The 12,699-nt window shown below is 34.3% G+C and carries 11 protein-coding genes; 7 read left to right on the forward strand and 4 right to left on the reverse strand.

Annotation, left to right across the window (positions count from 1 at the left end):
- From LCI24_RS05885 to LCI24_RS05910, 6 genes are read left to right on the forward strand one after another with little or no spacing between them, the layout of a single operon-like run.
- Positions 1–1,317, forward strand: a complete 1,317-nt coding sequence (locus LCI24_RS05885) for an APC family permease (protein ID WP_153267952.1) — start codon at positions 1–3, stop codon at positions 1,315–1,317.
- 10 nt (positions 1,318–1,327) lie between these two features.
- On the forward strand, positions 1,328–1,504 hold the full coding sequence (locus LCI24_RS05890) for a hypothetical protein (protein ID WP_165586669.1): 177 nt from the start codon (positions 1,328–1,330) through the stop codon (positions 1,502–1,504).
- Positions 1,505–1,527: 23 nt separating this feature from the next.
- Positions 1,528–1,887, forward strand: coding sequence for a SpoIIAA family protein (locus LCI24_RS05895; protein ID WP_045079533.1), 360 nt, complete (start codon positions 1,528–1,530; stop codon positions 1,885–1,887).
- Positions 1,888–1,911: 24 nt separating this feature from the next.
- A complete protein-coding gene (locus LCI24_RS05900) occupies positions 1,912–2,163 on the forward strand; it encodes a hypothetical protein (RefSeq protein ID WP_274639547.1) in 252 nt (83 codons plus the stop codon).
- Between the two features lie 14 nt (positions 2,164–2,177).
- Entirely contained in the window at positions 2,178–3,068 is an 891-nt protein-coding gene (locus tag LCI24_RS05905; protein WP_274639548.1) for a cation diffusion facilitator family transporter, read from the forward strand.
- A 51-nt stretch (positions 3,069–3,119) separates the two neighbouring features.
- On the forward strand, positions 3,120–5,078 hold the full coding sequence (locus tag LCI24_RS05910) for a heavy metal translocating P-type ATPase (protein WP_274639549.1): 1,959 nt from the start codon (positions 3,120–3,122) through the stop codon (positions 5,076–5,078).
- 69 nt (positions 5,079–5,147) lie between these two features.
- On the opposite strand, the gene LCI24_RS05915 is transcribed toward LCI24_RS05910, so the two are convergent.
- Positions 5,148–6,362: a site-specific integrase gene (locus LCI24_RS05915; protein ID WP_274639550.1), complete on the reverse strand. Its 1,215-nt coding sequence runs from the start codon at positions 6,360–6,362 to the stop codon at positions 5,148–5,150.
- A gap of 375 nt (positions 6,363–6,737) precedes the next feature.
- Positions 6,738–8,099, reverse strand: coding sequence for a TlpA family protein disulfide reductase (locus LCI24_RS05920; protein ID WP_274639551.1), 1,362 nt, complete (start codon positions 8,097–8,099; stop codon positions 6,738–6,740).
- Positions 8,100–8,266: 167 nt separating this feature from the next.
- Here LCI24_RS05920 and cls point away from each other — a divergent pair, with 167 nt between their 5' ends.
- Positions 8,267–9,709 carry a cardiolipin synthase gene (cls, locus tag LCI24_RS05925; RefSeq protein WP_274639552.1) on the forward strand — a complete coding sequence of 481 codons (1,443 nt, stop codon included), beginning with the start codon at positions 8,267–8,269 and terminating at the stop codon, positions 9,707–9,709.
- Between the two features lie 89 nt (positions 9,710–9,798).
- On the opposite strand, the gene LCI24_RS05930 is transcribed toward cls, so the two are convergent.
- Together LCI24_RS05930 and LCI24_RS05935 are read right to left on the reverse strand one after the other, a co-directional pair.
- Complete coding sequence (locus LCI24_RS05930) at positions 9,799–11,748, reverse strand: OmpA family protein (protein WP_274639553.1); 1,950 nt, start codon at positions 11,746–11,748, stop codon at positions 9,799–9,801.
- A 12-nt stretch (positions 11,749–11,760) separates the two neighbouring features.
- Positions 11,761–12,696, reverse strand: coding sequence for a PorP/SprF family type IX secretion system membrane protein (locus tag LCI24_RS05935; protein WP_274639554.1), 936 nt, complete (start codon positions 12,694–12,696; stop codon positions 11,761–11,763).
- Between the last annotated feature and the right edge of the window lie 3 nt (positions 12,697–12,699).

Here is a 12,699-nt window from a genome sequence, read left to right on the forward strand (position 1 = left end):
ATGGCAGAATTAAAAAAATCATTGGGAACAATTCGTCTTACCTTTTATGGAGTAGGCACTATTGTGGGTGCAGGAATATATACTGTCATAGGCGCAGCAGCTGGACAAGCAGGTACCGACCTTTGGTTGAGTTTTGTTTTCGCTGCAATTGCTGCCAGCGTTTCGGCATTGTCTTATGCAGAGTTATCCTCTACCTATCCCAATGCAGGTGCCGAATTCATTTTTGTACGCAAAGCGTTTCCGAAAATTGACATTCCTTCCTTTCTCACTGGCTGGACAATTGCCTTTCACAGTTCTGCCACGATAGCCGCTGTATTGCTGGCCTTTTCAGGTTATTTCAACACTTTTTTTAGTGTGCCTTCCCTATTGATAAGTTATGGCGTATTGATAATTCTTTCATTGATAAGCATTACGGGAATCAAGAAATCATCTCCTGCCAATATTATAATGGTTAGCATACAACTTTTGGGATTGTTCATTCTTATTGTGGTCGGGCTTGCAGAAACTGGCCCGCCAAAGGCTGAATTTTTTAAAGTTGAATCCTTTTCCGGTACTTTGGCGGCTACCGCAACCTTGTTTTTTGTCTATACAGGTTTTGAGCATATGGCTGCATTGGGTTCTGAAGTAAAAAACTCTGGCAAGACCATTCCTCGTGCCTTTCTACTGACAATGGTTTTTACAACCGTTATCTATCTGCTCATAGCTTTTACGGTACTTAACATTGCCGACCCGTCAGAACTGGCAAAAGTAGATTCGCCACTTTCACTTGCGGCATCAAATCTCAACAGTTGGTTGCCCGTGACATTGGCGGTCGCAGCACTTTTTGCTACTGCCAATGCGGCCTTTAGCGGTATTATCTCTATCAGCAGGCTGCTGTTTGGAATGGCAAGCGTGGGCGAACTTCCGAAATTTATGACCAAAACCAATGCACATAAAGTGCCGTGGGTTACTACCATTGTGGTTATGGCGGCAGTTGCGGGTTTTATGCTATTGGGCGATATTAAAATCGTAGCGGGAATGTCGTCATTGGGTGCGTTGCTCGTCTTTGTCGCCGTGAACATTGCCCTTATCGTATTGCGTTTCAGAGCACCAGATAAAGACAGGCCCTTTAAAGTTCCTTTATCTGTTGGGAAAGTTCCGATACTGCCAATTTTGGCGATAATCATAAGCCTCTCTTTGGTCATACAATTTGATTGGAAAGTTTATGCCGCGTTTGTGGGAGCGATTGTAGTAGGTATCTTGCTGGATTATTTTTTGGATAAAAGAGAAAAAAAAGATATAGACCCCGAAAAGGAAAAGGAATTGTTTAACCACTAATATATTTTTTATGGACTGGACATTTGAAGAATTTAGAGCAGAGCTTGACACCCTTAATCCATCGGTAAGAAAAAAGGCAATTGAAATTGCGAAAGAATTAATCGAAAAGGAAGACTTTTCAAAAGAAAAGGCCATCAAAAAAGCAATTGTAATGGCTGAAGAATGGTTTTACGATTTAGAAGGATAATAATTAATTAAAAACTATATAAAATGTTACAGATAATTGAGTTAAAGGAAAAAAATATTGTTGCAACAAAAGCTTCGGGCAAATTGAGAAAAGAAGACATCGAAAAAATCCATCCACTTATCCACGCTATACTGGACAAGGGGATGAAGGTTCGTTGGTATTTTGAGATGGACAATTTTACGGGTTGGGACTTGCCTAGTTTATGGGAAGACCTCAAAATGGATACGGCCCACGCCAGAGACTATGAAAAAATAGCAATGGTAGGAGATAAAAAATGGCAAGAATGGATAACCCAATTTATGAAGCCTTTTACCAACGCCGAAATTAAGTATTTCAATATAGACCAAAAGGAAGATGCCAAAAGTTGGATTGAGAGCCAGTAAGCTTACTTCCGTAAAAGACAGACGATGAATAAAAAGAATATTCTTATTACCATACTAATTGGGTTTGCCATAGGTGTTTTTATCCTTCAACCTCTTGGGATAACAATTTTCACGTTTAGCAGCCAGAATTATGAAATTAATTGGTGGCAATATTTAATAAATAATTTCATTGAAATATTGAATATCAATGGGAGTCAAATTTTTGAGAATATTCTGTTTGGATTATTAGGTGCCAGTGTTGCACTGATTTATTTTGTAGGGATGAAAAGTAAATAGCTAAAGAAATGTTTATGCAAAGAAACCCAAATGCTATATCGAAAAAAGGATTGAAAACTACGCTTGTAGGTATAATAATCAGCGCATTTTTGGCTATAATAAAAGGTCTTGGAGGTGTTTTTGGCCATTCTTATGCATTGATTGCCGATGCCATTGAATCTGCTTCAGATGTATTAACTTCTGCAATGCTTTGGGCAGGTTTAAAATGGTCTTCTAAACCACCAGACGAAAACCATCCTTACGGTCACGGAAAGATTGAGGCACTGGTAGCGATAGGTATTGCGATAGCTTTGACGATTGCAGGAGGGATTATAGTGAGAGATAGCGTCATACACATTCTTGAGCCACATAAAAGTCCTGCACCCTATACATTGATTATTTTGGTTGTAGTGGTTGCTACGAAGGAACTCTTATACCGATACGTTCTCAAAACAGGAGATGAAATAAATAGTTCCGCAGTAAAGGCAGATGCCTTTCATCACAGGAGCGATGCCATAACTTCAATCGCTGCTTTTATTGGTATATCCATTGCTCTAATTGGTGGAAAAGGTTTTGAGATTGCGGATGATTTTGCAGCCCTTATTGCTGCTGTATTTATTTTTTATAATGCGTATAAAATTGGAAGGTCTTCCATAGGCGAATTATTGGACGAAGCCATAGAGCCAGAACTTTGCGAAAAAGTTACTGCGGTGGCTGAAGCATTTCCAGATGTTGTAAGAATAGAACGTTGCTATTCTCGAAAAATGGGGACAGCATTTCATATTGATATGCATATGTGGGTAGATGGCAATAAGACAGTAACGGAAGGTCACGCCATTGCTCACGAGGTTAAAAATAACTTATTTAAAAACTTTTCACAATTGATTGATGTCCATATCCACATAGAACCTGCCGAAGATAAATAATAGCACTTCCATTGTATTTTACGCCATATTTGAATTAAAGATTAGTAAAGAATGAAAAAAAAGAAACTGAATTTAAGAGATTTGAATAAAACTTCATCAGATACTCACAAGCGCAATGATGGCCACAACCATAGCAGTCCAGAAAGCATAGGGAAATTTAAAATTTATGTACCAGCAATTTTCAGCTTTGTAATGCTGATTATTGGTATTGCGATGGATTATTTTGACGTAGCATTTTTTAAAGATTGGATACGTATCGTCTGGTATGCAGTCGCATACCTTCCAGTAGGTTTTCCTGTAATAAAGGAAGGTTGGAAAAGCATCAAAAATGGCGATTTTTTTACCGAGTTTTTATTGATGTCCATCGCAACCATAGGAGCATTCGCCATTGGAGAATATCCCGAAGGTGTGGCAGTAATGCTATTTTATGCTGTGGGCGAATTGTTCCAGAACGCAGCTGTCAATAGAGCAAAAAGAAATATTAAAGCCTTACTCGATGTACGACCAAATGAAGCCTTGGTGTATCGCAATAACGATTATATATCCGTAAATCCAGAAACGGTTGAAATTGGCGAGAAAGTGCAAGTTCGTGTAGGCGAAAAAATTCCGCTCGATGGTGTATTGCTATCGGAAAAAGGCTCGTTCAACACGGCAGCATTAACAGGCGAGAGCAAACCTGATACCATCACAAAAGGCGAAAAAGTATTTGCAGGAAGCATCAATTTGGATGGCGTTATTGAAATTGAAACCACCAAGGAATATAAGGACAGTTCCATTGCTCGAATCCTCGATATGGTTCAGAATGCCACGGCACGTAAATCAAAAACCGAATTGTTCATTCGGAAATTTGCAAGAATCTATACGCCCATTGTGGTGTTCTTGGCGATTGGATTAACATTTTTGCCCTACTTTTTTGTGGATGATTATGTTTTTAGCGATTGGTTATACAGAGCATTGATATTCTTGGTTATTTCCTGTCCCTGTGCCTTGGTTATCTCTATTCCCTTGGGTTATTTCGGTGGATTGGGAGCAGCTTCAAAAAATGGAATTCTCTTTAAGGGCGCATCCTTTTTGGACGAAATGACAAGGATTTCCACAGTGGTAATGGACAAAACCGGAACTGTGACCAAAGGTGTTTTCAAAATCAAGGAAATAAAAGCCATTGGTTGGGAAGAACCCGAATTTATGAAATATCTAATGGCGATGGAAGAACAATCCACCCATCCCATTGCCAAGGCCATAATGGAATATAAAGACGATGGCGAAGATTTTCAGGCAACAGAAGTAACAGAAGTCGCAGGAAAAGGATTAAAGGGAACGGTCAATGGCAAAACTGTTTTAGTTGGGAATAAGCCCTTGATGAATTCAAATAATATTGAAGTTCCATCTGAAACCGACAACATTGTAGAATCCATTGTGATGGTTTCCATTGAAAACAAATTCGCTGGCTATGTCATCATTGCAGACGAATTGAAAGAAGATGCCCACGATGCCATCAAACAAATTCGTGAATCTGGAATTTCCAAAATCATAATGCTTTCCGGCGACAAGGATTCCATTACGCAACAAGTCGCCAAAGAAATGGGTATACATACCGCAAAAGGTGGCTTACTTCCAGAGGATAAATTAGAAGAAGTTGAAAAACTGATGTCTGAAACCGACAACAAAGTGGCGTTTATTGGCGATGGAATCAACGATGCACCTGTCTTGGCAGCAAGTGATGTTGGTATTGCAATGGGGGGCTTAGGTAGTGATGTCGCCATAGAAACCGCTGATGTCATTATTCAAACGGACCAACCGAGCAAAATTGCAAGAGCTATTAAAATTGGTCGTTCCACTCGCAGTATCGTTTGGCAAAACATTGGACTGGCATTTGGCGTGAAAGCTGTGGTTTTAATTTTAGGTGCAGGTGGTCTGGCAACAATGTGGGAAGCGGTTTTTGCAGATGTGGGTGTGGCACTTTTGGCTATTTTCAATGCGGTACGTTTACAGAAAATGACGTGGAAGTGAGCCGCAACCTAATTCTGCTGTAGTATTGACTAAAATCAATTTAATAACTCTTTCAAAAAAATTGAATTCTTAAAAATTCACAACGCTGTCCAAAGCATCATCAGCTTCTTTATGAATAAAATTAGCTTGATAATTAAGAGTTGTCTTTAAATCACTGTGACGGTATAGTTTTTGAAGCATCAATGGATGTATAGAATCACCAGCGATATTACCAAAAGTATGCCTTGCAATGTGCATAGTAACCTTCTTATCTATTTTTGCCTTTTTCGCAATGGATTTTAGGTTGTCATTGAATTTTTTGGTGGCTGTCTTTCTTTTGTTATAGATGTCTTTTGCATCATCAAGATTCGCTTTTTTTAATTCTGGGAAGACAAAATCCGTTGCATATCTCTTATCTTCTCTGTAATAATCCAAAATCTTTAAAACCTTATCGGGAATTTTCAAGGATAGTAACTTTGAGTTTTTGTTCATTCTATAATGCAATCTGTCGTCATATATGTCTGACCACTTTATCCATAGCACATCAGTAACTCGCATTCCTGCAAAATTGAAGCTGAAAAGCCAAACGTTTCTTGTGTGCATTTCGGCTAACGTTAAATTATCAAGAGCCTCTATAGCTCTTACTTCAATAATACTCAACCCAATTTTATTTGTTTCCGGAAATTTAATTTTAATCTTATCACCACCAAAAGGGTACAATTCCCTACTAACAATTTTAAGCTTTATTGCCCTATTGAACAATAAGCGGATAAATACCAGTATATTCATTATTGACGTTTCGGCTAGAGAATGTTCAACTTTTAGATATATCATCAATTTCTTGAGGAAACGCTCGTCGATTTCCTGAAAAGAAAGTTGTTTGGATTTATTGAATTTTAAGATATAACTTACCAAAGCACTATCTGTGGATAGGCGGTTTAATTTTTCAGCAGCTTTCAATTCATCGAGATGCTCTTGGGCAAGTTCAAAAAAGGTAGAAGTATTACCCAATGCGTATAGCTCTTTTTTGATTTGGTTTGCAGAAGCATCTTTGTGTTCTGATTGCAAATCAATAAGTGCTTTATTGGCATCAGAAAGTTCTTGTGACAACAACTTGTTTAAACTGTCCGCGTTTTGATTTGATTTTTTTACTCGAATGTTTTTTTCGTCCCAATCCTCTAAGTCGATATAATGACCGACATATTGATATGTTGAGCGACGATTTTTTGTGATACGAATAGCTAGTGGATATAGACCTTTACTGTTCGGTTTTTTGCGTAGTACTATTTTTGCATTTGATGACATAATTGACCTGTTTTGAGTACGAAAGTCAAATCAGGTACAACATAGGTACAACATTGTATTTTGAGCTCATTTTTTGTTGTACACTTTTGATAAAGGTACGAATTTATTGGGCTTTTTAGGTACAACATAGGTACAACAAATGCTGAAATCAATTGATATTAGATGATATCAAAGAAAATGATGTTTTTTATAATCAATTGAAAATGAATGACTTTGGTGTTGTTTGGGCAAATGTACGCTAGACTTAGGATCTAGTGCCGTGAGGTGTGAGAGTTCGAGTCTCTCCGCCCGTACTGAAAAAACAAAACCTTAATTCGTAAAGAGTTAAGGTTTTTTTTGGGTATTGAAATTTTGTTTTTTTTAGTTGATTGGTAATTAGATTTTTAGCTCATCAAATAACTCGATTAATTTTTTGTCAGAAGGTCTAGGAGCGTAAGAACTTACAATTTTACCAGAAGGGTCGATTAGAATAAAATGAGGAATTCCTTGTACTCCATATTCAGTGATAAATTTTGAGTTCCAGTTATTGTCTGCCATTAATTGAACTCCCGTTAATTGTTTGTCTCTAATCATTTGTTTCCATGCATCATGATCTTTTTCTGCATCAATAGAAATACTCACAAATTCAATATTCTTATCATGATATTTCTTTTCTACTTCTTTTAAAAAAGGAATTTCTGCTTTACATGGTTGGCACCAAGTGGCCCATATGTCAATATATACATATTTTCCTTTTAAGTCAGTTAAGGAGGTTGCTCCACCTGTATTGTTTTCATAGTCTACAAATATTGGAGATATTTTTCCTTTTGTTAATTTTTGAATTTTATTAAACTGTTTTGTTAATTGTTCTTTTAAAGTTTCATCTGTAGAAAGTTCTATGATTCCATTGTACAGTTCTTCTGCATTTGGATTGCTCACAGATACTTGACGAGATAAATTAGTAAGTAAATTATTGCTAATAATTTTACTTTTTGATTCTTTAATTAGTTGTAAAGCTGCGGTTTCAAATGAAATGTTTTCTTTTTCAGATTTTTCTTTAGCTGAAGTGGAAAAGTTATAGCCTACTATACCTTTGTAGGTATTGAATAATTTATAATGCTCTTCATTATTGAGGTCTAAACCTTTTAGAACATTAGGAAAAGATTCAGAAACTTTAAAATCTTTATTTTTTGTAAAATAACCATGAGCAGGTTGGTACTTTATTACATGGTCAATATATTCGTACTTTATATTTGCTTTTTCTTGTTCTACAAAATCAGGAGGTAAGTTTGCTAAAGATTTTTCTAAGGTGTTTTTTTGTTCGTCCATTTTAGCTAAGTAAGCCTCTTCATTTAAAGAATAAAGTTCTGGAGTTGTTCCTGTTTTTTCTTTAATTAAAAATTTTTGAGCTATAAAATTATTGACATCACTACCTTTACCAGTATATATAATACTTTCGTCAAACTCTTTTGCGTCCATATTTAGACGAAGGTCATAACCATCTTTTAAAAACATAGATGAAGATTCTTTTCCGTCACTAAATTTATAATATCCATTGGTGTTAAAAATAGTGTCGGAGAAAGTTCCATTCTCAGAAACTTTAATTTCTCGAACAATTTCATTGGAACTGTTTTTAATTGTTAAACTTTTACTATTAGCGTTTTTAATAGTTCCTGTAAACAATGTGTAGTTAACATGTTTTAATTTGTTACAAGATACAATAAGGGTAATTAAAATACCGAAAAGTAGTTTTTTCATAGTGTAATTTTATTTAAAGTTTTAAACTTTTTTTCGTAATAAAAGTATAAAAAATATTTGATTGTCTCTTCGGTTGGTATTTGATAGTTAATATGTTAGTTTTTTTATGACTAAGTATTGGATGTTAATATTTTAAATATCTTTAGCATAAAAAAGATACTTTTATTTTGATAACTACACTACTTATAATTTTATATATAACTATTATTGCTACAGTTGCTGTTATTATTATTAATACTTCAACACCACCTAAAGCGATAGCTTATTTGTTTTTGCTGATTCTGTTTCCTGTAGGGGGGATTATCATTTATTTAACAATAGGAATAAATCATAGAACTTATAAACTTTACAATAAAAAGCTTGAAGTAGATAAGAGTATTTTCTTTGAGCTTAAAGAAAAACTCAAAAACTATACTGAAACAACCTTGTCAACTTCTAAAAGTCATTTAGGGCATTTTTATAACCTAACTAAGTTTATACACAAAGAAAATGTTTTAACAAATAATAATAAAGTTAGTTTACTTTTAAATGGAGAACGTAAATTTCCTGAAGTTATTGAAGCTTTAAAAGCTGCTAAAAACCATATTCATATTGAGTATTATATTTATCAAAATGATACTATAGGAAATGAAATTGGAGAGGTATTAAAAGAGAAGGCTAAACAAGGAGTTAAAGTGCGTTTTATTTACGACGATTTTGGAAGTAAGGATATTCGAAAATCGTTTGTAAAATCATTGATTGATAGTGGAGTGGAGGCATATCCTTTTTACAAAATTAAATGGTTGTTGTTAGCTAATAGAATTAATTACCGAAATCATAGAAAAATTATTGTTATAGATGGTAAAGTTGGTTTTGTAGGAGGTGTTAATGTTTCTGAAAGATATATCAATCCTAATAAATTTAATTGTTACTGGAGAGATACACATATAAAAATTGAAGGGCTTGCTGTTTTAAACTTACAACGAGTTTTTTTAGCAGATTGGAATTTTTGTGCTGATCAAAACGTTATTGTCGAAGAAGAACTTTTTCCTGTAGGAAACCAAGAAAAAGAAAGTGAGGATAAACAATTGGTACAGGTAATTTCAAGCGGACCTGATTCTGATCACCCAGATATTATGTATGCACTTATTCAAGCAATATTGTTATCAAAAAAAGAAATATTAATTACTACTCCTTACTTTGTGCCTAGAGCTTCTTTTTTAGATGCTCTTAAAATAGCTAGTTTAAGTGGGGTTTCTATAAAGTTATTGGTACCAAGTATTTCAGATTCGAAATTAGTAAACGGAGTATCAAATTCTTTTTATAAAGAAGTTTTAGATATAGGAGTGGAGGTGTATAGATATAAAAAAGGATTTGTACACGCAAAAACTATGGTATTTGATGAGTTAGTTTGTTCTGTAGGGACAGCAAATTTAGATGAACGTAGCTTTGATTTAAACTTTGAAATTAACGCGTTGATTTATGACAAAGATTTTGCGAGTCAGTTGAAAAAAGCTTTCTTGGAAGACTTAAAGGATAGTGAAAAAATAGAATTAAATCAATGGAATAATAGACCTGTTTTAATACGTTTTACAGAAAGAGTAGCTCGATTGTTAGCTCCTATTTTATAGTAAAACTCAATAAAAATAGCAGTAAAACTTCTTATCCTTGAGAAGTTTTACTGCTGTATATCCAACAAAAAGAGCTTTCTTAAATTATTTTATTCTTTAATTATAAACATGGATCTACGATTTAGCTGATGTTCGTCTTCACTACACGTAGTTTGGTTATTACATTTGTTAATAAGTTCCGATTCTCCATATCCTTTTGCAGTGAGCCTTGTTATATCAATTCCTTTTTCAAGAAACCAGTCTAAAGTAGCTTGTGCTCTATTTTCAGATAATCTTGAATTGTATAAATCATTACCTCTAGAGTCAGTATGCGATTCAATATGAATTTTTAAAGTAGGATACTCTTTTAATGCGGCCAGAATTTTAGCTAATTCAATTTCTGCATCAGGACGAATATTAGATTTGTCATAATCAAAATAGATAGGTTGTAACGTTAATCTACAACCTAAATCATTTGGAGGACACGGGTCAGAGAGTTCTAAAGCTAAAGGCATGTTTAACTTAATAGGCATTTTTATAGTTTTAGGATTGTTAGGAGTTTCTATAACCTTTTCTTTTGGATGATACTTTTCTTTCTTTGCTCTCAAAGTATACTGTTCTTGACAGTCTAATAGAAAAGTAAAAGTAGCATCATTACCAACAGTAACTGTTTTTACTTCTTTATTGTTACTGTCAATTAAAGTAACTTCTGCATTTGGAATTAATTCGCCAGTATTTTTATCCATTACAGGTCCTTGAATTGTAATTTCACAACGTTCCCAAATTTGATAAATATCGTCGCTCTTACTTCCTTCTTTACCGTCACGATTAGATGTAAAATATCCTATTCTATCTTCTTTTATAATGAAGCCAAAATCGTCTTTTGGACTGTTTATGGGGGCTCCAAAAGTAGAAACTTCTCCATGAGAGTTTTCTTCTAGTTTTGTTACAAAAATGTCTAAACCTCCCATACCTGAATGCCCATCACTTGAGAAATATAGGTTGTTTTCATCACTTACAAAAGGGAATGTTTCTCTTTCAGCTGTATTAATTTTGTTCCCAAGATTTACAGGACTTGTATAAATATCTTCACCTAAGATTTTTACATACCAAATATCAGACATTCCCAAGCTACCGGGCATGTCAGAAGAAAAGTAGAGTTTATCTTCGTCAGGACTAAGAGTTGGGTGTCCAACAGAATAGTTATCACTATTAAAAGGAAGTTCCTGTATGTTTTCCCAAGAATTTCCATTTCTGGTAGCTTTGTATATTTTGAGTCTAACTACATGGTCTCTATCTCTCTTCTTTTTACCATTTAAGTAGTTGTTTCTAGTAAAATACATTGTATTTCCGTCTTTTGTAAAAACAGCAGTAGACTCATGGTAAGGAGAGTTAACATTTTTGTTAAAAGCTTTTACTTTTCCAAAATTCATGTCTTTATCTAATGATACCTGATATAAATTTAAGAAAGGTTGTTCATTCCATCCTGCAAGCTCATCGGTTTGTTCTTTTGATAAAGATGGATTTTTTCTACTTGAAGCAAAGACAATATTGTCACCATAAAAAGCTGGTCCAAAATCAGAATATTCTGTATTAACAGGAATTTTTTCTATTTCAAAAAGTTTGTCATGTACCCCTTTTTTAAATAAAGTGTCAGCAACATTTTTATAAGAATCTAAAGAAGTAATTTTACCTCCTTTAAATCTATATATTTCCATGAGTTTCTCAGCTTCTTCAGGTTGGTTAATACTTTTTAAACATTGTGCAGCTCTAAAATAATCAATAGTAAGGGCTTCGTTTGGAAACCTGTCTATTAAATTGTAATACCATTTTGCAGCTTTTGAATAATCACTGTTAAAATAGTATGTGTTTCCCAGTTTTCTGTAAATTTCGGCTGATCCGTAGTTTTTTTCAACAACTTTTAAATAGATTTTTCTAGCGTCTATAAAGTCGTAGGTGTTATACTTAGTGTTTGCCTTTTCAACCAGTGCTATTTGAGCAAAAGTAGCAGAGCTTATAAAGGCAAATAAAAAGTAAAAAATTAAATAATGCTTTTTCATGATATTAAAATTTTAGAAGAATCTTGGTGTTAGTATGCGTTCAGGATTATTGAAAATATCAAACGTTAAGAAGAATTCGTATGAACCATTACTGTGATCTTCAATATCGGTAGTTTGAAAGTCATAACCCATTCCTAAGAATAACTGATTAGTTATTTGAAATCCTGCCATGGCGCTAATTGCAGCGTCCCATCGATAAGAGGCTCCAAGGGTAAATTTATTATTGAATAGAAAATTTGCAGATAAATCAGCTTGTAAAGGGGATCCATTAACCCATTTAAACATAGTTGCAGGTTTAAGTTTTAGGTTTTCACTAATATCAAAAACATAACCAGCTATTAAGAAGTAGTGTAAACGCTCTATAGCTATAGCATCTTCATTACTGTTATTAGCACTGTCTGAATTATAATGTTTGGAATTGAAAAAGTTAGGTACTGATAATCCTAGGTAGAGCCTGTTATTATTATAGTAAATACCTGCGCCTATTTGAGGTTGCACTTTTTTATCAATATTTTCTGCAAATTGCCAATCGTTATCATCATATATGTTTAGTTTAGAGTAGTCTACATCAAGTATGCTTAGTCCTCCCTTAACCCCGAAAGATATTCTTGAGCGGCCTGATAAAATTAAGGAGTAGGCATAATCTATTGTAATACCTGTTTCGTTAGAAGGACCTATTTCATCATTAATAATAGAAAGTCCTATTGCGTTTCGTTTTAAGGTACCTAAAGGCATATTAAAAGTAAAAGTCCCTGTATTTGGAGCACCTTCAAATCCAGCCCATTGTGTTCTGTATAGTAAACCTAAACCAAGAGCATTTTTTGAACCAATATAACCTGGGTTTACAACTTGAGTGTTATACATGTATTGTGTGTACTGTGGGTCTTGCTGAGAAAAACACACATTTACACTAATAATTATTAATAGTAATATAGAATAATGTTTCATTAG

This window comes from Tenacibaculum larymnensis (genome assembly GCF_028829235.1).
Lineage (GTDB): Bacteria > Bacteroidota > Bacteroidia > Flavobacteriales > Flavobacteriaceae > Polaribacter > Polaribacter larymnensis.

What these genes read in the sequence shown, in the direction of transcription:
- LCI24_RS05885 (WP_153267952.1), top strand. Translation starts at nt 1, where the DNA reads ATGGCAGAATTAAAAAAATCATTGGGAACAATTCGTCTTACCTTTTAT.
- LCI24_RS05890 (WP_165586669.1), top strand. Translation starts at nt 1,328, where the DNA reads ATGGACTGGACATTTGAAGAATTTAGAGCAGAGCTTGACACCCTTAAT.
- LCI24_RS05895 (WP_045079533.1), top strand. Translation starts at nt 1,528, where the DNA reads ATGTTACAGATAATTGAGTTAAAGGAAAAAAATATTGTTGCAACAAAA.
- LCI24_RS05900 (WP_274639547.1), top strand. Translation starts at nt 1,912, where the DNA reads ATGAATAAAAAGAATATTCTTATTACCATACTAATTGGGTTTGCCATA.
- LCI24_RS05905 (WP_274639548.1), top strand. Translation starts at nt 2,178, where the DNA reads ATGCAAAGAAACCCAAATGCTATATCGAAAAAAGGATTGAAAACTACG.
- LCI24_RS05910 (WP_274639549.1), top strand. Translation starts at nt 3,120, where the DNA reads ATGAAAAAAAAGAAACTGAATTTAAGAGATTTGAATAAAACTTCATCA.
- LCI24_RS05915 (WP_274639550.1), bottom strand. Translation starts at nt 6,362, where the DNA reads ATGTCATCAAATGCAAAAATAGTACTACGCAAAAAACCGAACAGTAAA.
- LCI24_RS05920 (WP_274639551.1), bottom strand. Translation starts at nt 8,099, where the DNA reads ATGAAAAAACTACTTTTCGGTATTTTAATTACCCTTATTGTATCTTGT.
- LCI24_RS05930 (WP_274639553.1), bottom strand. Translation starts at nt 11,748, where the DNA reads ATGAAAAAGCATTATTTAATTTTTTACTTTTTATTTGCCTTTATAAGC.
- LCI24_RS05935 (WP_274639554.1), bottom strand. Translation starts at nt 12,696, where the DNA reads ATGAAACATTATTCTATATTACTATTAATAATTATTAGTGTAAATGTG.